The organism is Prevotella sp. P3-122 (assembly GCF_002251365.1).
GTDB lineage: Bacteria > Bacteroidota > Bacteroidia > Bacteroidales > Bacteroidaceae > Prevotella.
The window spans coordinates 214,645-235,990 of record NZ_NPJH01000024.1 but is presented as its reverse complement, the minus strand read 5'-3'; the positions used below and the strand labels follow the sequence as shown (position 1 = coordinate 235,990).

Sequence of the window (21,346 nt, the reverse complement as noted above, 5' to 3'; positions counted from 1 at the left end):
ATGCGTTACATATCAGGTATGGTGTCTGGCTATTTCATTTTATTTCGTAACCTTTATCCGCTGTGAGCATCCCCTTAGTCCTTTTGCTGTTGCGTTGAGCGTGATGGTGCCGGCTTTGTCTCCGCTCCTTAGTGCTACCAGCAGCTCTCCCTTCCATGCTTTCCAACTGTGGGATGTGAACGGGGTGGTGTCGGTGATGTCGGCATTGCCTATGGCTTGTATGGTTCCTGCTCCCTTTATGGAGAATGATATGAGGTTGCTGGCATTGGGTACGGGTCGGCCTTGCCTGTCAATGACCTCAACCCTGACGAAGGAGATGTCCTGACAGCCGGCTTTTATCGACCGTGTGTCGGCAGTCATCCGTATGGCATAAGGCTCTGAGGCTGTGGCGAGGACGGTTGCCTCTTGCTCCACTCCGTCGGCTATGCCTGCAGCCTTAAGGGTTCCGGCTGTATATGGGATGGTAAAGACGGCCTTGAATTCCGATGACCTGTCAGTGGACTTCTCACCGATGAGGCGGTCGTCGAGGTACAGCCTTACCGACGGGTAACGTGAATAGACCACCACGTCTATGTCGCGGCCTTCCCATCCTTCCCAGTTCCAGCTCTCCCATGTGGGATGTACGGCCCACATGCCTGCCGTTATCTTTCCCTTGCCTGCATATCCGTGGGGCTCACGTACGGCCATGAACAGTTTATGGTTGCCGTTCCACAGCATGTTGCGGTAGTGGCCTATGGGCTTCAGGCGGCCCGTTAAGTCGATATCCCCACAGTAGGCGGCATGCCAGGGATAGAGCGGACGCTCCCAATGCTCGCCAACAGGATCACCCTCGTACCAGTAACGGCCTATGCCCGACTCGCCGAGGTAGTCGATGGCTGTCCATACGAAATCACCTATTATATATATATGGTCTGTGGAGGCTGCCCAGTTGCTGAAGGCGTCACGGGGATATGACTCTGTCTGCATCATCACTCTCGATGGCACCCTTTGGTGGTCGGTAGCGGCTTTGTGGATAAGGTAGTTGTAGCCCGTGATGTCCATCTCTGCAGCCAGCGGATCGTATATCTCCCAGTCGTCATCCCATGCTGCCAGTGCGGAAGTCACGGGTCTGGTAGTGTCCCATTTGTGGACAGCCTGACGCAGACGGTGGGCAGTGGTGACCACTTCAATCTTCTTCCGTTCAATCACCTCGTTGCCTATGCTCCAGCAGAATATAGACGGGTGGTTGCGGTCACGGCGTACCATGGCCTCAATGTCCTTGTCGTACCACTTGTCGAAGAGCTTGTGGTAGTCCTCGTCGTTCTTCTTCTCTCTCCATCCGTCGAAAGCCTCGTCTATGACCAGCAGGCCGAGGCTGTCGCAGGCATGGAGGAAGCATTCCGACGGAGGGTTGTGCGATGTGCGTACGGCATTATATCCGGCCGCCTTCATCAGTTTTACCTTCCTTATCTCCGCCTTGTCGAAGGCTGCGGCACCGAGGATGCCGTTGTCGTGATGTACACATCCACCGTTGAGCAGCAGAGGATTGCCATTGAGCAGCAGTCCCTTGTCGGCAGAATATTCAATGGTACGTATTCCGAAGGTCTCTGTAACAGAGTCGCCTGTTGACAGGCTTACGGTAGCTGTATACAGCTCTGGAGATGATGGCGACCACAGACGGGGATTGTCCACACTCAGAGTCTCAACCACTTGTCTCTTGCCTTTGGCCGGTATCACTACGGTCTGCTTCCCGCAGGTGCCGTCAGACAGAGTTGTCGTCACCTCCACCTCCTTGTCGACGTCTGTTTCGTTGCAAACATCTGTTGTCACCACGACGGTATTCCTGTCGGGAGTAGTAATTGCCGTTCCCCACATGTCGATGTGCACAAGGTCTGTTGTTACGAGCCATACGTGACGGTATATGCCGGAGCCGCTGTACCATCGGCAGTTTTTCTGCCTGGAGTTGTCGGCCTTCACCACAATCTCATTGTTGCCTGTACGGACGAGTTCTGTTATGTCGCACCAGAAAGACGAATAGCCGTATGGATGTCCGCCTGCAACTATCCCGTTGACCTTTACCTCGGAGTCCTGATATACTCCCTCGAAATACAGCCACAGCTTGCGGCCTTTGTAGTCGTTGTTTAGGTTGATGGTCTTCTTGTATATTCCTGTTCCCGTTGGATAGTAGCCTCCGTCGTTGCCGGCGGGTGCATTGCGGTCAATGGGCAACTGCGCGCTCCAATCGTGCGGCAGGTTTACGGTTTCTTTGTCATTGAATGTCCATCCGTTGTCTATCAGCTGCTTCCTCGGAGTGTTGCGTGATGATACTAAAAGGGGAAGCAGCATGGCTGCCAACAGAAATAGACTTTTTTGTAAGGTGCTCATAAGTAAATGGTCTTTAGTTTGTCTTTGGCAAATTTACATAATTTCCCCGAATTACAAAGCCTGTCAGAATAAAAAAGGCTCATCAGGCATCTCAAGTGATGAACGTTTATTGCTGCATGGCCTGTTTATGTTGGCTTCTTTGCTGATAAGGTTATGTAATGTGTAAAAAATAAGTTGCATCAGTTGTCCGGTTTGACGAGGTAGTACCACTTACCGAGTTCCGGAGCGAAGACAACCTGCCTGGCAAGCCTCTTCTGGTACGATTCATCAATCGGTCGCTTGATGTCATAGTTTTTCGACTTAATGTGAACATGCACCTTCAATCCCTTCTTCGTGGTGGCCATCGCGGCCCGGTTGGCAGCATTCTGCAAGTTCAGCAGTGGCGCGCCGTTCCAACTGCGGGTGATTTGCGAGAAAAGCCGGTGCTCGATGGGATTGTGTACAAGTATATAGAAATGAATATGGCTCATCCATTCATAGAAGGCAATGGTCGTTCTGCGCGTATCTGGCTTGACCTTATGCTGAAGAAAAGACTCGCCCTCTGCATTGACTGGAGCAAGATTGGTAAGAGCGACTATCTCAATGCCATGATAGAAAGCGAGATGGATGGCAACAAGATACGAGAACTGCTGCATCAAGCCCTTACCGACCAGATAGACGATAGAGAGACATTTATGAAAGGCATCGACTATTCATACTATTACGAGCAAGAGGAATAAAATTAGGCGTGATAGCCATACGGTCTCACGTTAATTAAATAACCAAAGCATAAAAAGGTATGATTGACAATTTAATTAATGAAATAGAACAGGCTATGCTCAATACTTTGAACAATGAGCAGCTAAGCCAGTTGCGAAAGGTACTTGAATTTACCTTCCGCAATGTTAGCGTGACCGAAAACAGCGACTCAACAACAGCAGAGAGCAATTCTGAACTTGTAAAGTCATTCCTTTCGTCTAAAAGCGTAGAGGGATGCAGTGAAAAGACTATTGCTTATTATCGAAGCACCATTAACAACTCTCTTGATAGTATCGGTAAAAAGATTTCGCATGTCACGACGGATGCCCTGCGCAATTACCTCAATACCTATCAGCAAGAGAGTAATGCAAGCAAAGTTACAGTTGACAACATAAGACGCATCCTGTCGAGTTTCTTTGCCTGGCTTGAAGACGAGAACTACATTGTAAAGAGTCCTGTGCGACGCATTCATAAGGTCAACACAGGAAAAACAGTCAAAGAAACATACTCGGATGAAGCCTTGGAGATGATGCGAGATCATGCCGGTAATAGCCGTGACCTTGCACTCATAGACCTGCTTGCCTCCACAGGTATGCGTGTGGGAGAACTTGTCAAGCTCAACAGAAAGGATATAGACTTCCAAAACAGGGAGTGTATAGTAACCGGCAAGGGTGACAAGCAGAGAAGGGTGTATTTTGATGCACGTACCAAGATTCACCTTTCCAGATACCTTTCTGAACGAACAGACAACAATGAGGCACTCTTTGTTTCGTTGTTGGCTCCCTCAAAACGTTTACAAATAAGCGGTGTTGAGATACGGCTTCGTAATCTTGGCCGTCAACTTAACATACCCAAGGTTCATCCTCATAAGTTCCGTAGAACGTTGGCTACAATGGCCATAGACAAGGGTATGCCTATAGAACAAGTACAACACCTGCTCGGCCATCAAAGCCTCGATACCACCTTGCAGTACGCCATGGTGAACCAGAATAATGTCAAATTGTCTCACCGCAAATACCTTGGATAACTATGGAAGTACAGTCGCGATTTATCGAGATGTTTGGGAGTGTGGATAATAATCCAAAATCCTACGATATTAAAAAGGTTGGCGATTTTGCTGAATGTTTTGCTGGCGCAACCCCTGTACGAAGATTCCGTCTTACTGGGATAAAGGTAATGTTCCTTGGATGAGTTCTGGTGAGGTACATAAAGGGAGAGTGCAAGATACAGACGCAAAGATTACACAACAAGGTTATGATGGCTGTAGTACTAAAATGGTTCCAATTCATTCCATCGTTGTAGCTCTTGCAGGACAGGGGAAACACGAGAAACGGTCGCCATCAATGATATAGAACTTTGCACGAATCAATCTTTATGTGCTATTGTTCCAAATGAGGAAGTGAATTATGAATATCTATTTCATAATCTGAGGGACTGATATAAAGAATTGCGCTCAATGTCTGGAGATGTTGATGGAAGAGGTGGATTAAACCTGAAACACATCCAAAGCATTAAGGTCATTGTCCCTCCAATGTCTGAACAAATGAAGTTTGTCTCCATAGCACGACAGGCCGATAAATCAAAATTTGGCTGGCGTATTGACGAAGTGGGGTGATTTTTGCACAACAGCTCTTTTGGCACAGATATTCGCAATGTTGCCGCTCGGTTTTCTGCTTGGGCTGATTAGTCATTAAGGTCGATGAAATTGAGGTGGTGGTTGCGCTGTATGTAGCGCAGGGCGTAGATGAGGTTTGTCTGGGTTTCGGGCGAGAGGCTGTAGTTGAACATACGCGAGTCGATGGCGCTGCGAAATTCTTCGGTGCCGTTATACGACTTTTTGAAGAACGGCGTCAACTGACTCTCTGAAATTTCGGGAGTAACAATAAGGAAGAAAAATTGCGGTTTGCCGCCTCTTATGAGTTCGCGCACAAACATCAATGGCACCACTTCCACAACCGATTCGGGCATCTGCCGGCTATCGAGATAGAGATTGTAGCCGGTTTCTTGATAAAACTCACGAAGAATCTCGCTTTTGGCATATTCTTCGAGTTTGTTGCAAGGAAAAACGTCGCCTTCAGGGGCTTCGACCACGCCGCTAACGGTGCCGAGAAGGTCGTAGTACACGCCGGTCTGCTTGCGGCGCGGGCGTAGAAACACCTGGTGGCGAGAACGGCGGTCGCCCTTGCGCAAGGACGTAACCCAAATGGCAGAAACGCCTATGGTGTTGGCGAGAATCGACTCTTGCAGCGGTCGGAGTTGTTTGTCGGGCGCCAAATCCTCGGTGCGCATAGAGGAACCGAGGCCTATGGGCATATCTATAGTGAGATTGGTGCGCACTTGGTCGAAATAGCCGGCGCGCTGAAGCACGCAGCGATAGTTGCCGTCGCCGTTATGGGTGAGCGACTGCATGCGCAGTGCCGGACCATCTACGGTATTTGGGCGTGATTTAAGAAATTCGTCGAAATTATCTTGAGTGAGAGCTGTGTAGTGTTCGCCGAGGTCGAAACGGCTGTCGATGCGTCCGCCCGCTATTTGGGTGGTTGTGTCGGGGTGCTTAATGTAGTCGATTATCTCCTTATAGGGCAGTCGGAGTTCGGAAACCGATTTGCCTATCTTCACGCGCACTGTTGCCACATCGTGCGAGTAGTAATCCTTTTCGAGAGCCGATGAATAGTCGATAAACTGGCTGTCGCCGAGGGGTTTTGACACATTGTGGCGAAGAATATGTTTTGCAAACGACAGTGGATAGAAAAAACTGTGGCGAGTGTATTCGTTAAGATACTTGCCGTTGCGGCGCCAGATGTGGTGCGCATATCGCTTTGCCACAAACAAGCCGCCAAAAATGGCAAACAGACTTGCCACTGCTCCTATTATCTCTATTATGCTTCTGTAATCCATAATGTAGCTAAGTAATTGTTCAAAAATAAACTGCTTCATTTTGGAGGCTCACCTATGCGGCCATTTGCGAGTGTAACATACCGTTGAGAACGGTTGAAAAACCACCTTGAAAAAGGCCTCCGAAAAAGCGATGAAAATTTGATTTAATATGTTGATTGTTAATGATATAGTATAGGAAATCTGGAGAATCTTTCGTAACTTTATACAACGACCAAGAAGTATAAAGATGCTTACGAAAGCCCCTCCTGAAATCCTCTCGCCAGAAGATTTGGCGTATATGTCCACGCTGAACGAAAGAGACAGAAGATGGTTCCTGGCCACCAAGGCCACCAAGGCCTCCGACCTCAAGGCTCAAGGGCTCAGCTACCGCAAAGTTAGTAAAATTATGGGAACAAGCACACATACTCTTCAAAATGGAAGACAGGAACTTCTCTCCGGAGAGGGGCCTGGTGACGGCCGTATTCGCAGAGCGGGTGCTGGCCGTAAGAGCGTGCTTCCCCAGCATCCCGAGTGGACACAAGCCGTCGTGCAAATCATCGAACCGCATACAGCAGGGCTTCCCCAGGATGAGAATGTGGTGTGGATATCCTTGAGAGTTACTCAAATCATGAGCGAACTCTCTGCTATCGGGTACGATATCTCCCGCCACTTCGTCCGTCAAATCCTTGACTCCCTTGGTCTTAGGGAACGTTCCTTCTATAAGGACCTTCCCATGAAGGAGGTCAAGAGCCGAGATGAACAGTTCCAGCGTATCTCTTCCATCCGCGAAGAAGCCAAGGCGGTTGGACTTCCCATCATCAGCATTGACACCAAGAAGAAGGAGATGCTCGGGAACTTCAAACGGGAGGGAAAGGCACTGTGCAACGGACCACTCAAGTCCCTTGACCATGACTTCTCCACGTTCTCTGACGGCCAGATTGTTCCGCACGGCATCTACGATGTGACCAGAAATGTGGGTTATATGACGCTGGGCATTAGCCATGACACGTCCAAGTTCGTCTGTGACAACATCGCGAGAGTCTGGAGAGAACATCTCAAGGAGCAATACCCAAATGCTTGTACCCTCGTTATCCTGTGTGATGGCGTAGGATCCAACTCCTCCTCGCACAGAATCGTCAAGCAAGATCTTATGGACCTTGCCAACAAACTGGGTATCAGACTTCTTATGGTTCATTATCCTCCGTATTGTTCCAAGTTCAATCCCATCGAGCACCGGATTTTCTCGCAAATCACCCGCAGTTGGAACGGCGCGCCACTGCTGAACTTGCAGAATGCTGCCAACCGGGCCGCGATGACCACCACGAAGAAGGGATTGAAGGTGCATGTTCACATTAACTCGAAAAACTATGACATCAAGCGACCGATTGATGAATCGTACCAGAAGAGGCTTGCCAGGCAGGTTGTCTTCGCTCCGGAACTCGGTAAGTGGAACTACCTCGTCAAACCGGACAACTGATGCAACTTATTTTTTACACATTACTTAACCTTATCACTGGTGTAGCCGTATTTGTGGACTATGACAGATGTTTTATCTTGGCAAGTTGAATGCCACTGTCATCTCGTGCATCTGCTCCTGTGTCATGCCGTCGGGCTCGAAGCCCATGCATTTGGCATTGATGTATATCTTCGCACTCTTGGAGAGCACGTCAATCTGGTCGAAGGCATCCATGGCGTCGAGTCCCTTAGCGAACACTCCGTGCTTCTCCCACATCACCACATCGTAGTTCTCCAATTCTGCCATCGTGGCATCGGCAAGCTTCACGCTGCCTGGCAGCTCGTAGGGTACGATGCCCAGTCCTAATGGACAGAAAGCCTTGGTCTCGGGTATCATGCTCCACAGGATGTTGGTCAGCACATCCTTGCCCATAAACTTCTTGGTGTGGCTCATGGCAATAAGCTCTATAGGGTGGGTGTGTACCGTGGCGCGGTAGTTAGAGCCTTTCTCTATCATGCGGTTGTGGACAGACAGGTGGCTTGGCAGCTCGCTTGTGGGGTTTACAACATTGTCTGCGATGATGACATAGCTGGCGCAGTCGTCAAGGATGCGGATGACGGAACCGTTCTCCATAGGCTTGCGTGCAAGGTCGCGCATGCGCTTGCCGGTACCCTTGCAGTAGAAGTAGCATCCTTTCAGGTAGGGTAGGGTGACTCCAATCTGCTTGACCTCGCTGATGGCGGGCATGGCTTTCACTTCGTCATCGACAAGGTCGGTGATGTTTACCGTGATGTTGCCGCCGTTACGCTCTGCCCATCCGTTCTGCCATAGATAACCTGCCACTTCGGCTGTCTTCTCCACCTCGGCTCTCAGGGCCGGGCGGCCTTCCAAAATACTTTTCATATTGTTTCTTTGTTTTGTAAGTTTAGTAGTTGTAAGCTTGTGCAAAGATAATGATTTGTTTGCATATGGCAACTATAATATTTGATATTGTTTCCAACTTTTTTGCAATATTTCAATTTTAATGTTATCTTTGCACCTGTTATGTTGAATGTTTAATGTTCAATGTGAAAGATTAATGTTGATAGTTTAATGTTGGAAGAAAATATTAATACATCTGAGGTGAAGTGGAGTGAGAATGTCATCATAGCCGATGCTGACTATGTGGGCAATGTCGCTTTCGACCTTATCGTAAACTTTGAGAGGATGATAGGCAGGCGCATTCCCCCGGCAGACCTCAGCCAATGGGCTGTGTGCATGGCTCTTGACGGAGGGCTAAGGCCTGGCGACAACGAGACGCAGCTGATATTGGCTCACGACAAGAACAGCAGTGAGATGGCGAATTTCAAGCCTTGCCATTATGACAGGGAACTGTCCTCTACGGCGTTCAAGGACGAGCAGCTGGGAGAGTTTGTCATTACTCCTCTGCCTGTTGAGGAACCGCTGGTGAGCAAGGGCGACTTCATACTCGACCTTGTGAGGGCCGTACTGGCACAGGAGCCTGTCAAAAGAGTCATGGTGGTTCCGAATGCTGACAGTCCGGAACTGTATGACGCCTTGCGCAATGAGCTGAGGAAGGTTGATGATGAAAAGAAACGGGTCACTCTCTTCGCCATGCAGCCAATGCAAGGAGGAAACTTCAGACAGGAAATTCTCGGCTACTCACTAATGAGCGCGCTCGGAATAAGGGCCGACGAGATAAAGTGAAGAAAACAATAAGAATAAATAATTTTGAAACAAATGAGCAAAGTATTAATGATTGGTGCCGGTGGCGTGGCCACAGTAGCGGCATTCAAGATTGTCCAGAATGCGGACGTCTTCACAGAGTTCATGATTGCCAGCCGCAGGAAGCAGAAATGTGATGAGCTGGTAGAGGCCATCAAGGCAAAGGGATATAAGGCTGACATCAAGACGGCACAGGTTGATGCTGACGATGTTGAGCAGCTCAAGGCTCTGTTCAACGACTACAAGCCCGAACTGGTCATAAACCTCGCATTGCCTTATCAGGACCTTACCATCATGGATGCCTGCCTGGCTTGCGGATGCAACTATCTTGATACGGCCAACTACGAGCCCAAGGATGAGGCTCACTTCGAGTACTCGTGGCAGTGGGCATACAAGGACAGATTTGAGCAGGCTGGACTGACTGCCATCCTGGGCTGCGGCTTCGACCCGGGAGTAAGCGGAGTATATACGGCATGGGCTGCCAAGCACCACTTCGACGAGATTGAGTATCTCGACATCGTCGACTGCAACGCCGGCAACCACCACAAGGCTTTCGCAACCAACTTCAATCCGGAGATAAACATACGTGAGATTACACAGAAGGGACTCTACTACAAGGACGGAGAGTGGATAGAGACTGAGCCGCTCGAAATACACAAGGCTCTGACTTATCCTAACATCGGCCCGCGCGAGAGCTATCTCATGCACCATGAGGAGCTGGAGAGTCTGGTAAAGAACTATCCCACCATTAGGCAGGCACGCTTCTGGATGACCTTCGGACAACAGTATCTCACCTATCTCGATGTGATACAGAACCTCGGCATGAGCCGCATTGATGAAATAGAGTATGAGGCACCGCTGGCCGATGGCTCGGGCAAGACTGCCAAGGTAAGGATTGTGCCGTTGCAGTTCCTCAAGGCTGTGTTGCCTAACCCGCAGGACCTCGGTGAGAATTATGAGGGCGAGACATCTATCGGATGCCGCATCAGAGGAAAGAAAGACGGCAAGGAACGCACATATTATATATATAACAACTGCTCACACCAGGAGGCATACAAGGAGACGGGCATGCAGGGAGTAAGCTATACGACGGGTGTCCCGGCAATGATTGGTGCCATGATGTTCCTCAAGGGATTATGGAGGAAGCCTGGCGTATGGAATGTAGAGGACTTCGACCCAGACCCATTCATGGAGCAGCTCAACAAGCAGGGACTGCCATGGCACGAGGTGTTCGACGGTGACCTGGAACTGTAATTTCCAACCTTATAAGACTACACAACAATGGCTAAAGAAACTGACGACACACAGAAAGCAATACAGGAGGGTAAGCTGAAGGCCCTGCAGGCAGCAATGTCTAAAATAGAGAAAGACTTCGGCAAGGGTTCCATCATGCGCATGGGAGACGAGCAGGTAGAGGATGTTGAGGTGATACCTACTGGCAGCCTCGGACTGGATGTGGCGCTCGGAGTGGGCGGATATCCCAAAGGCAGGATTATAGAAATCTACGGCCCAGAGTCTTCCGGTAAGACTACCCTAGCCATTCATGCCATCGCTGAGGCTCAGAAGGCTGGAGGCATAGCGGCATTCATAGATGCCGAGCACGCCTTCGACCGCTTCTATGCAGCCAAGCTTGGAGTGGATGTCGAGAACCTGTGGATATCGCAGCCTGACAATGGCGAGCAGGCTCTTGAGATTGCCGACCAGCTGATACGGTCGAGCGCAATCGACATAATAGTTATCGACTCGGTGGCTGCCCTAACACCAAAGAAGGAGATTGAGGGAGATATGGGCGACTCGGCTGTGGGACTGCAGGCCAGGCTCATGAGTCAGGCTCTGCGAAAGCTTACCTCGACAATATCAAAGACCAATACCACGTGCATCTTCATAAACCAGCTGCGTGAGAAAATTGGCGTGATGTTCGGCAATCCGGAGACAACAACCGGCGGCAATGCACTGAAGTTCTATGCCAGCGTCCGACTTGACATCCGCAAGGTTACGGCCATCAAGGATGGAGACCAGGTTATAGGCAATCAAGTGCGTGTGAAGGTCATAAAGAACAAGGTGGCCCCTCCTTTCCGCAAGGCTGAGTTCGAGATAATGTTCGGCGAGGGTATTTCCAAGATTGGAGAGATACTCGACCTTGGCGTGGAGTATGGCATCATACAGAAGTCTGGCTCATGGTTCAGCTACAACGGAACAAAGCTGGCGCAAGGAAGAGACGGCACAAAGCAGATGCTTAGGGATAACCCGGAACTGTGCGAGGAACTGGAAGCTCTTATCAAGGAGGCCATTGCCAAAAAGGCTGAGTGAGGAGAAATGAGTGAAGAGTGAAGAGGGAAGTGTGAAGAGTCCATTGGCAAAGTTGCAGCAAACGCAAACTATAAAACTATAGGATTCTTCACTCTTCCCTCTTCTTTTTTTTGTCTGTTTGTCATATAGATATATGGCTCAAAACTGACAGTCGTGACATTTTGTCACCATGAGCATGCCTTTGACGCTTCCCTTCGCCCTTTGGCACATCCTTTGTACAATAATCGGCGTGCATGTGTAGTGCGTGCAGTATATTTAATAATGTATATAACAAATAAAAAGAATATAACTATGGGAAAGATTATTGGAATTGACTTAGGTACTACAAACAGCTGTGTTGCCGTTTTCGAGGGCAACGAGCCAGTGGTAATCGCCAACAGCGAAGGCAAGCGTACAACTCCTTCGGTTGTGGGCTTCGTAAAAGACGGAGAAAGGAAAATTGGTGACCCCGCAAAGCGTCAGGCCATCACAAACCCGAAAAATACAGTTTACTCTATCAAGCGTTTCATGGGCGAGACCTATGCGCAGAGCCAGAAAGAGGCTGAGCGCGTGCCGTTCAGCGTCATCAACGACAACGGCTATCCGAAGGTTCAGATTGACGGCTCTGCTCATCCTTACACTCCTCAGGAAATTTCTGCAATGATTCTCCAGAAGATGAAGAAGACCGCCGAGGACTACCTTGGACAGGAGGTTACCGATGCTGTTATCACGGTACCTGCATACTTCTCTGACTCTCAGCGTCAGGCTACCAAGGAGGCTGGACAGATTGCAGGTCTGAATGTACAGCGTATCGTAAACGAGCCTACAGCCGCAGCTCTTGCCTATGGTGTGGACAAGGCTCATAAGGACATGAAGATTGCCGTGTTCGACCTTGGTGGAGGTACCTTCGATATCTCTATCCTTGAGTTCGGCGGTGGTGTGTTCGAGGTTCTTGCAACAAATGGTGATACCCACCTTGGTGGTGACGATTTCGACCAGGTGATAATAGACTGGCTCGTAAACGGCTTCAAGGCCGATGAGGGTATAGACCTCACAAAGGACCCAATGGCCATGCAGCGTCTGAAGGAGGCTGCCGAGAAGGCAAAGATCGAACTTTCTTCTTCTACCTCTACTGAAATCAATCTCCCTTACATCAGCGCAGAGGGTGGTATGCCAAAGCACTTGGTAAAGACTCTTACACGCTCGCAGTTCGAGCAGCTTGCCCACGGACTTATCCAGGCATGTCTCGTTCCTTGCCAGAACGCTATGCGCGATGCCAAGTTGCAGACATCCGAGATTGATGAGGTTATCCTCGTTGGTGGATCAAGCCGTATACCAGCCGTGCAGACTCTCGTGAAGAACTACTTCGGCAAGGAGCCTTCAAAGGGAGTAAATCCTGACGAGGTGGTTGCTGTAGGTGCCTGCATCCAGGGTGCCATCCTCAACAAGGAGGGTGGAGTAGGCGACATCGTGCTCCTTGACGTAACCCCTCTTACACTCGGTATCGAGACCATGGGCGGTGTAATGACAAAGCTCATCGAGGCTAACACCACAATCCCATGCAAGAAGAGCGAGACGTTCTCTACTGCTGTCGATAATCAGACTGCCGTTACTATCCACGTGCTTCAGGGCGAGCGTCCTATGGCTGCACAGAACAAGAGCATCGGACAGTTCAACCTTGAGGGTATAGCACCAGCACGCCGTGGCGTTCCACAGATTGAGGTGACATTCGATATCGATGCCAACGGTATCCTCAACGTGAGCGCAAAGGACAAGGCTACAGGCAAGGAGCAGAAGATACGCATCGAGGCATCAAGTGGTCTGAGCCAGGAGGAGATTGACCGCATGAAGGCTGAGGCTGAGGCTAATGCCGCTGCCGACAAGGCTGAGCGCGAGCGTGTTGACAAGATGAACCAGGCTGACAGCATGATATTCACTACAGAGAATTTCCTGAAGGACAATGGTGACAAGATTCCAGCAGACCAGAAGCCAGCCATAGAGTCAGCACTCCAGCAGCTCAAGGATGCCCACAAGGCTGCCGACATCACCGCCATCGACAATGCCATCAACAACCTCAACCAGGTTATGCAGGCAGCAAGCGCACAGATGTACGGACAGGCTGGCGGAGCACAGCCAGGTGCCGGCGCAGGCTTCAACGACGGACAGCAGGCTGGTGGTCAGCAGACCAACAACTCTGACAATATCCAGGACGCAGACTTCGAGGAGGTGAAATAAGCACATAGAGAAATAAGAATACAATATCAAATGGAAAGCGTGTAGCTCAATGAGTTACACGCTTTTCTTGTTTTTGGCCGTACACAATAATATTGCTATCTTTGCGTTATTATTATAAACATCTGTACCTCATTTGTATCTCGAAACTATAGTAGATAATGTGCGAAACTATGGGGCTCAAGATAATTAGTAACAATAACATAGAGATATTAGTATGCCTGGATCAAAGTATAAGATAGTGCGGAAGTGTCCTATATGCGGAGAAGAATTCTTCGCACGGACTTTGGAGTCTTGGTATTGCTCGCCAAAATGTTCCAAAGTAGCTTGGAAACGCAAGCATGATGAGGAACAGCGTCAGTTGGAATTAGACAGCATAGCCAAGAGTATTCCCAATTATAGGGATTATATCACAATAACAGAAGCGTATGCTTTGTTTGGTATAAGCCGAGATTCCATTTATCGGCTAATAAAACTGAACCGAATCTCATCTATTAAGCGTAAAGGAGCCAAAATCAAGGTCAGCAAAACGGAATTGATGAAGTTATACCCACTTCGCCAATCTCCGCTTGACACCAACCCAAGGAAACCTGTCATCATGTACCGCATGGAACCAGAGGATTGTTATACAATAGGTGAGATATCCAAGAAATTTCATCTGGATGATAGCACCGTGTACGCACATATACGCAAATACTCAATACCGACCCGGCAAATCGGTAATTACGTGTATGCTCATAAGGAATCAATAGACAAACTTTATAAAGATATAAAACCATTATGAAAAGATTAGATTATACAAAAGTCTCCGTCAAATTAAAGAAAAGTGAGTGGAGAGATGAGTGGTTCATCTATCTTGAAGCTTATCCTGTTTATGAGACGGGAAGTGACAAACCCAAACGAGTGCGTGAATATCTCAGGAGGTCTATTACTACTCCGATATGGGATAAAAGACGTAGCGAGCGAGCTGTTGCTGGTAGAATAAAGTATAAGCCCAAGCGAGATGACAACGGTGTTATTCAGTGTAAATCCAAGCAGGATATGGAAACTTGCCTTTATGCGGATGGCGTTCGAGTCCTGCGTCAAAAAGAGTACGACAACATGGCTCTCTTTACTGACCAGCAATTGGAAATGGCGGAACAAAGCGAACGCTCAAAATGCAATGTCTTGGAGTATATTGAGAAGCTAATCAAAGAAAGAGAGGAAACAGCGTCAGAATCGATAGTTATCAACTGGCGCAGACTGCACACACTGTTGTCGATGTTTGCCAAGAGCGACTACATACAGTTCTCGCAGATTGACATGAAGTATATCGAGGCATTCCGCTCCTTCTTGATAAAGGCTCCACAGGGTGGTTCTAAGAAAGGGACTATTTCAAGGAATACGGCATCGACGTACTTCTCCATTTTCAAGGCAGCACTCAAACAAGCCTTTGTGGATGGCTATCTGAATTGTGATATTGCCGCCAAGGCTAAGAATATCATGTTTCAGAGTGCTCGGAGAGAGTATCTGTCACTGGAAGAACTTAATATTTTGGCAAAGACTCCGTGTGATGATATACTAAAACGGGCAGCCTTGTTCTCTGCACTGACGGGAATGCGACATAGCGATATACAAAAGCTTAAATGGTCTGAGGTGGAAGAATACAATGGTGGGTACCGTCTTAATTTCACTCAGCAGAAGACCAAGGGCGTTGAGTACATGCCTATATCGGCACAGGCATACAAGCTTTGTGGAGAGCGCAAGAAAGACGGAGAACTGTTGGTGTTTGCTGGGCTTCCAGATCCCTCATGGATTTCGAAGCCTTTGGAGCGATGGGTAAAAGCATCAGGGATTACCAAGCACATCACCTTTCATTGCTTCCGCCACACCTATGCAACGTTACAACTGGCTAATGGCACGGACATATATACCGTAAGCAAAATGTTGGGACATACCAATGTAAAGACTACGCAAATCTACGCAAAAGTAATAGATAAGAAGAAAGACGAAGCTACTGAAGCATTTAAGTTGGACATAGATGAATAGTGATTATCATTTGTAAACACTTAGTATAGAAGACCACTTGTATCAATAAGTTCTTTATTGTACAGGTGGTTTTTAGTGCCTTTCATTTTCGTCATTCGATACAATGACGCTATTGTTTTGGCACTTTAACCTTTTGTGGAAACCAAACATTTATAGCAATAAACAAGTAGTAAAAATGAAAATGGACAGCCTTTATTGGCTTCTCTCTTTTTGAAGAGAGCAAGCGTGTCCACAGACATGTGGAGTGTGTTGATGACTTCTACAGGGAACTGTATGAGTTGTTTGTAATCGCAAGAAGCTGGTATCTTCAAGCCGAAAAGAATCATTTGAAGACAGAGTGCTTCATGGAACTATTTGAGCGTGGTCACAATTATGTAGACTGTGATTTTGCTCGTTGTAAGAACTCGCGACAGATGATGCTTGGCATTATTGGCACATTATTTAGGGACAAGAAATGTGTGGCGATAATCAAGGAAAAGGATGATTTCACCCAGCAAGAAATCATCGAACTATATCTGCGCCATGCGGGTGCTGGTATGTGGGTTGTTCCAGACAAGAAGTCTTCCACCCTCACGTTAGGATGCCAATTGTCAGACAGTCAGATGGATTTGCTGGTAGAGCTTGTGCAGAGTCACGATATCTTCGATCTTGCAGACGAGAGTGACGTGCGTAGCGTGTTATGTAGTCTCCTTAAATGCAACGTAGGTGTATCTGTCCGCGTCAAAAACGTACGCAATGTCGCCATACTGTTTGATGCCATGGCTCAATATCACATGATAAACAATAATTGGCAATATGTCATGGGAGGAGGTCGCTTCTTGAACAGGATTCAAAAGGATGGAACAGAGAAGTACATTACATCAAGCTGTCTTTCCTCTTCTCTTTCAAGGGTAAGAAGGAACAGCACTATGACAGCAAGTCAATATGCCATCTGCAGATCAGTCGAACAGATGTTGAGAGCGGAATAAACCGTCATAATCCGGCTATATGAAAGTAAAAACGTGATAGTTTGGTTGATACTGCCTTACTATCACGTTACTTTTTCTATTTAGTGACAGTCTCCACATAACTTTGCATCAAAAAAATCATAAAAAACAAACAGCATGGAAGAAAAAAGTATAAGATTTGAGGATATTCCCAATGCTATAACGGGGGTACTGAAAAAGCTGTCATCATTAGAAGACAAGATTGATGGTATATATGAACTTGTTCAATCAGAGAAAGAAGAAACATGGTTTACAGTTGCTGAATTATGTGCTTATCTCCCAACACACCCAGTAGAGCATACCATATATTGCTGGACAAGCAGTCGGGAAATTCCGTTTCACAAGAGAGGCAAACGTATTATGTTTCTCAAATCTGAGATAGACGAATGGCTTCAAGGAGTAAAAGGCAAATCGAAGAATGAGATTCAAAGAGAAGCAGAGGAATACGTTTCATCTGTACAAAGAAAGAATAGACGGCTATTATAACCATCTCCTATCCGTAAACTATTATATAAATTAAGGTATGTGTCTTATGAACGAAAAGTACTATAGACTCTATGAGCGAATAGTCGCCATAGAAGATAGTTTGGAGGCTTTGGGACCTGTTGACAAACTAATAGAGCGAATTGAGGAATTGGAGAAGATGGTCAAGCAGACCAAAACCGTGTTGGGGTTTGACGAAGCATGTAAGTATATTGGTGTTTCTGAAAGCCTGCTATACAAACTTACAGCAGCAAAAGAAGTCCCCCACTATAAGCCAAGGGGAAAAATGCTGTATTTTAATAGAGAAGAAATCGACAAGTGGCTGCTCCAAAACAAACAAGAGGTCATTGGAATGGTAACGAAAATAGAAATGGATAATCCGAAAGAATGAAAATGGAAGAAAATAATAAACATGCACAGCCTAACTCAAAAGAGGAAGGAGTGCAGCGTCTCAATCGTATATTGAGCGAATCGTTGATAAAGGCAACAGATACTTATAAAACGCCTCCTCAGATTATATGGGTGGATAATTCCAGCATAGCCACATTGGGCAACTTCAGTGCATCCACTGGCAAGGCAAAGGCGAAAAAGACCTTCAACGTGTCTGCCTTGGTGGCTGCATCACTCGCCAACGGCAAGGTACTGAACTATCGCGCCAGTCTGCCAGAGGGAAAGCGCAAGATACTGTATGTAGATACCGAGCAGAGCCGTTATCACTGTCACAACGTGCTGGAGCGCATCCTAAAACTCGCCGGCCTGCCTACAAGCATCGACAATGAGAACCTTGACTTTATCTGTCTGAGGGAGTACACGCCCTCCGTCAGGATAGAGGTCATAGACTATGCCCTTGCCCAAGACCAAAGCTATGGCCTGGTCATCATCGACGGAATAAGGGATTTGCTTCTTGACATCAACAATGCGGGAGAATCGGTCGAGGTCATCAACAAGATGATGGAATGGTCATCAAAGTATGACCTGCATATCCATTGCGTATTGCATCAGAACAAGGGTGACAACAACGTGCGCGGGCATATCGGTACAGAGATGAACAACAAGGCAGAGACGGTGCTTGTCATCACCAAGAGCACCACTAATCCCGATATCAGTGAGGTGAAGGCTATGCACATCCGTGAGAAGGAGTTCAAGCCCTTTGCCTTTACCGTCAATGAGGAAGGGTTGCCAGAGATTGTCGAGCACACGCCTGAGAAGGAAAACGTTGACAAGCAACCGTCAAGGTTTACTTACCAAGACTTGACATCTGAACAGCATAACGAGGCGCTGACGGCTGCATTCAAGGAGAAACCTATCAAAGGATTCGATCGCATGGTGGAGGAATTAACGCAAGCCTATGCAGACATCGGCTTTAAGCGTGGCAGAAGCGTCATCATCAAAATGCTGAAATACCTGATGAACGAGAAAAAACTCATCGTGAAGCGGGATAATTACTACTATTTCGGATATACTCCTGCGGAGATTGACCTTTTCCATGAAGAGGAATAAAAACAGTTCAGAAAGCAGTTTAGTTTACGTCCGTGCCTATATATAAGAAATAAGGCCAAAGTAAACCGAAACCGGAGGTTGAATTGCAAAGCGGAAAAGTAGTTTAGCAAAAGGTTTAGTTTACGGGTGTGCCTATATAGAAGAAAGGGTAAAGTAAACTGTTTCCATGGACAAAGTGAAACCGAACAAATGAAATACAATGAATATTGAACAATCGAAGAAACTGAGCATTATAGACTTCCTGGACAAGGAGAATGTAACGCTGAAAAAGAAGAAGGGTAATGCCTACTGGTATCTGTCACCCTTCAGGAACGAGAAGACAGCCTCGTTCAAGGTTAGCAAGAAGGAGAACCTGTGGTACGACTATGCCATACAGGAAGGAGGTGACCTCGTGGAGCTGGTAAAGCGCATGTATAACAAACACTCCGTTTCCGATGCCCTCGCATTCCTTGCGTCCAAGGATATTGCCACAGTGGATAAGGCGATAGAGACCGCCATCGCAGCAAAGGAATTCACCACAACCAAGATGAATGACGTACAGCTGCTTCCGCTGCAAAATCATTCATTGCTGTCATATTTCAGTAGCCGAAAGATTGATATCACCATCGGTAAGATGTATTGCAGGGAAATTCACTACAAGGTCGAACAGAAACATTATTATGGTATCGCCTTTGGCAACCTGAGTGAAGGATACGAGGTGCGCAATCCTTATTTCAAGGGCTGCATCGGGCATAAAAACATCACCCTGCTTGCCCATATTTTCAAAGAGTGGCAGAATGGGTGTCTGGTCTTTGAGGGATTCATGGATTTCCTTGCGTATATGACCCTCGTCAAACAGCAAGATAGATGGTTTATCATTGAAAACCCATGTGACTATATGATACTGAACTCAGTGGCCAACCTCAAACGAGCGTTGCAATACCTTGACCGTTACACCCACATCCACTGCTTCCTCGACAACGACCAGGCAGGACGCAAGACAGCTGAGAGCATCACCAATATGTTCGAGTACCGGGTGACGGACGAGTCCTTCAGATATGCCGACTACAAGGATGTCAACGACTACTTGATGAGGAAGAAACGAATAATCAATGAAGAAAAAAAGTTGGATTATGACTCAAATAAGTCATGAAAACCATTTTAATGCGTTAATTTATCAAAAATATATGCGCATTTGAAGAGAAATATCAAGAAAGTTCCCGTTTAATGGGAATTATTTATTAACTTTGCACCAAAAATAGATGCAGAATGCATGATTAAAGTTGAAATATTGGACGATGACCTGCGTGAACTCATATTGTATGGAGTGAATACAGGAAAATATAAAAGAATCGCTCGTGACAAGAAATTTGTGAAGAAGCTGACTGATATATACAACCTGATGAAATCAGTGGAGCATGTCTCCAAATTGAGGGATTACAGTTTTCTTCACTACGAGCAACTGAGACATATATCCTTAAGCTCTGTCAGGATATTCAACAATAGAGTTGAGCGGCTGCTGTTCCGAGAAACAGAGACAGGATTGGAAATAACGTTAATAGAATTAAATGATGACCACTATGGCAACAAGAAATGAAAGCAAGACCCCTTGGACGGCAACCCATCCGGGTACCATTCTGAGGTATGAATTGGAAGACAGAGAAATCTCCCAAAAGGACTTTGCAGTCATGATTGGTATGCAAAAGTCACATCTGAATGAGCTGATAAAAGGCAAGAGGCCTATTACAAAGCCCATAGCAGACAAGATAGAAGGCGTTCTCGGCATCTCAGCCGTATCGTTGGTAAACATGCAAACCCAATATGAATATGACATAAAGGTGATAGAGCAGAGAGGCGTTGAAGAGTTTGAAGCGCAAAATGCCCTCAGTCTGTATAACGAAATCTTTGATGTCAAGACCTTGTTCAAGCGCATCGGAAAAGAACTGACTACAGCGGTCCAACAGATGCAGTATATCGCCGAGACCCTTTGTCTGCCCCAGCCTGCCGAGTTGAGACTGGAGACATCCGGCATGTTCAGGAAGTCGGCAAAGACTGGTCAAGACCCTCGTATGCTGATGACATGGAAACTCTTGGCTGAATTGAAAGCCAAAGAACAAAAGGTTGAGCAACCATTCAGTCCGGAAAGAAGAAATGAAGTGACAGGTGCATTGGCAAGAGCCTTGCATGACAATCGCTCCACGGTGCATACTGTAAAAGAGCTATTGGCTGCTGAGGGAATAGCCTTCTGTATCGAAGAAAAGGTGGACAAGGCTTCCGTTGATGGATATTCCTTCATAGAAGACGGTACACCGCATATCATATTGACGAGGAGATACGACCGCATAGACAATTTCGCTTTCGCACTGATGCACGAGGTCGGACATATCTATCTGCATTATCTTGATGGCAGCCGAAGCGACTGTAAGCTCAGCATCCCGGATTATGACTACGAGAGTGCAGAGGAAAAAGAAGCCAATGCCTTTGCTGCCAATGCCCTCATTCCAAACGAAGAATGGAAGAACGCCCCGAGGGTAAGGGTAAATCCTGCGATGATACAGCGCAAATATACCCAATGGGCTATAGAGAAAGGCCTGAACAAGTGGATTGTATTAGGCAGGATTTCATACGAGACAGGAATGTACAAGTTCCGCTCTGACGAAAGCAGAAGAATCGGTTAGCATAACGAACA

The 21,346-nt window shown here is 47.2% G+C and carries 19 protein-coding genes and 1 pseudogene; 16 read left to right on the top strand and 4 right to left on the bottom strand.

What is annotated here, in order from left to right:
- Positions 1-39 precede the first annotated feature (39 nt).
- Positions 40-2,364, bottom strand: a complete 2,325-nt coding sequence (locus tag CIL02_RS05130; protein WP_094399600.1) for a glycoside hydrolase family 2 TIM barrel-domain containing protein — start codon at positions 2,362-2,364, stop codon at positions 40-42.
- Between the two features lie 179 nt (positions 2,365-2,543).
- Positions 2,544-2,834: a hypothetical protein gene (locus CIL02_RS16655; protein WP_240513523.1), complete on the bottom strand. Its 291-nt coding sequence runs from the start codon at positions 2,832-2,834 to the stop codon at positions 2,544-2,546.
- On the opposite strand from CIL02_RS16655, the pseudogene CIL02_RS15995 reads away from it, so the two are divergent.
- Together CIL02_RS15995 and xerA are read left to right on the top strand one after the other, a co-directional pair.
- Positions 2,793-3,083: pseudogene (locus CIL02_RS15995) on the top strand (Fic family protein); the annotation flags it as partial. The gene CIL02_RS16655 and the pseudogene CIL02_RS15995 overlap by 42 nt on opposite strands.
- A gap of 59 nt (positions 3,084-3,142) precedes the next feature.
- Positions 3,143-4,129 (top strand): site-specific tyrosine recombinase/integron integrase, encoded by a 987-nt coding sequence (gene xerA / locus CIL02_RS05120; protein ID WP_094399596.1) that lies wholly within the window; start codon positions 3,143-3,145, stop codon positions 4,127-4,129.
- Between the two features lie 656 nt (positions 4,130-4,785).
- Here the strand turns inward: xerA and CIL02_RS05115 are convergent.
- Positions 4,786-6,000 carry a hypothetical protein gene (locus CIL02_RS05115; RefSeq protein ID WP_094399594.1) on the bottom strand — a complete coding sequence of 405 codons (1,215 nt, stop codon included), beginning with the start codon at positions 5,998-6,000 and terminating at the stop codon, positions 4,786-4,788.
- Between the two features lie 226 nt (positions 6,001-6,226).
- Here CIL02_RS05115 and CIL02_RS05110 point away from each other — a divergent pair, with 226 nt between their 5' ends.
- Positions 6,227-7,456 (top strand): ISAzo13 family transposase, encoded by a 1,230-nt coding sequence (locus CIL02_RS05110; protein ID WP_094399592.1) that lies wholly within the window; start codon positions 6,227-6,229, stop codon positions 7,454-7,456.
- 72 nt (positions 7,457-7,528) lie between these two features.
- Here the strand turns inward: CIL02_RS05110 and rhaD are convergent, their stop codons facing one another.
- Positions 7,529-8,338: a rhamnulose-1-phosphate aldolase gene (gene rhaD / locus CIL02_RS05105; RefSeq protein WP_094399590.1), complete on the bottom strand. Its 810-nt coding sequence runs from the start codon at positions 8,336-8,338 to the stop codon at positions 7,529-7,531.
- Between the two features lie 189 nt (positions 8,339-8,527).
- Here rhaD and CIL02_RS05100 point away from each other — a divergent pair, with 189 nt between their 5' ends.
- The 13 genes from CIL02_RS05100 to CIL02_RS05040 all read left to right on the top strand — a co-directional run bounded on the left by CIL02_RS05100 (position 8,528) and on the right by CIL02_RS05040 (position 21,335).
- Positions 8,528-9,142, top strand: coding sequence for a DUF6621 family protein (locus CIL02_RS05100; RefSeq protein ID WP_094399588.1), 615 nt, complete (start codon positions 8,528-8,530; stop codon positions 9,140-9,142).
- A 33-nt stretch (positions 9,143-9,175) separates the two neighbouring features.
- Complete coding sequence (locus tag CIL02_RS05095; protein WP_094399586.1) at positions 9,176-10,414, top strand: saccharopine dehydrogenase family protein; 1,239 nt, start codon at positions 9,176-9,178, stop codon at positions 10,412-10,414.
- 27 nt (positions 10,415-10,441) lie between these two features.
- The gene (recA, locus tag CIL02_RS05090) at positions 10,442-11,470 is read left to right on the top strand and encodes a recombinase RecA (protein ID WP_094399584.1); all 1,029 of its coding nucleotides are present in this window, start codon (positions 10,442-10,444) and stop codon (positions 11,468-11,470) included.
- Positions 11,471-11,761: 291 nt separating this feature from the next.
- The gene (dnaK, locus tag CIL02_RS05085; protein ID WP_094399639.1) at positions 11,762-13,684 is read left to right on the top strand and encodes a molecular chaperone DnaK; all 1,923 of its coding nucleotides are present in this window, start codon (positions 11,762-11,764) and stop codon (positions 13,682-13,684) included.
- 214 nt (positions 13,685-13,898) lie between these two features.
- Complete coding sequence (locus tag CIL02_RS05080) at positions 13,899-14,465, top strand: helix-turn-helix domain-containing protein (protein ID WP_094399582.1); 567 nt, start codon at positions 13,899-13,901, stop codon at positions 14,463-14,465.
- Positions 14,462-15,709, top strand: coding sequence for a site-specific integrase (locus CIL02_RS05075; RefSeq protein WP_094399580.1), 1,248 nt, complete (start codon positions 14,462-14,464; stop codon positions 15,707-15,709). Before CIL02_RS05080 ends, CIL02_RS05075 begins: the two co-directional genes overlap by 4 nt.
- A 239-nt stretch (positions 15,710-15,948) precedes the next feature.
- The gene (locus CIL02_RS05070) at positions 15,949-16,677 is read left to right on the top strand and encodes a hypothetical protein (RefSeq protein ID WP_094399578.1); all 729 of its coding nucleotides are present in this window, start codon (positions 15,949-15,951) and stop codon (positions 16,675-16,677) included.
- Between the two features lie 135 nt (positions 16,678-16,812).
- Entirely contained in the window at positions 16,813-17,181 is a 369-nt protein-coding gene (locus CIL02_RS05065; protein ID WP_094399577.1) for a helix-turn-helix domain-containing protein, read from the top strand.
- 46 nt (positions 17,182-17,227) lie between these two features.
- On the top strand, positions 17,228-17,569 hold the full coding sequence (locus tag CIL02_RS05060) for an AlpA family transcriptional regulator (protein WP_094399575.1): 342 nt from the start codon (positions 17,228-17,230) through the stop codon (positions 17,567-17,569).
- Positions 17,570-17,571: 2 nt separating this feature from the next.
- Positions 17,572-18,678, top strand: a complete 1,107-nt coding sequence (locus tag CIL02_RS05055; protein WP_170935018.1) for an AAA family ATPase — start codon at positions 17,572-17,574, stop codon at positions 18,676-18,678.
- 199 nt (positions 18,679-18,877) lie between these two features.
- Complete coding sequence (locus CIL02_RS05050) at positions 18,878-19,810, top strand: toprim domain-containing protein (RefSeq protein WP_094399571.1); 933 nt, start codon at positions 18,878-18,880, stop codon at positions 19,808-19,810.
- Positions 19,811-19,930: 120 nt separating this feature from the next.
- Positions 19,931-20,254, top strand: a complete 324-nt coding sequence (locus tag CIL02_RS05045) for a hypothetical protein (RefSeq protein WP_094399569.1) — start codon at positions 19,931-19,933, stop codon at positions 20,252-20,254.
- Positions 20,238-21,335, top strand: a complete 1,098-nt coding sequence (locus CIL02_RS05040; protein WP_158215501.1) for an ImmA/IrrE family metallo-endopeptidase — start codon at positions 20,238-20,240, stop codon at positions 21,333-21,335. The genes CIL02_RS05045 and CIL02_RS05040 overlap by 17 nt, the downstream gene beginning before the upstream one ends.
- Positions 21,336-21,346: the final 11 nt, after the last annotated feature.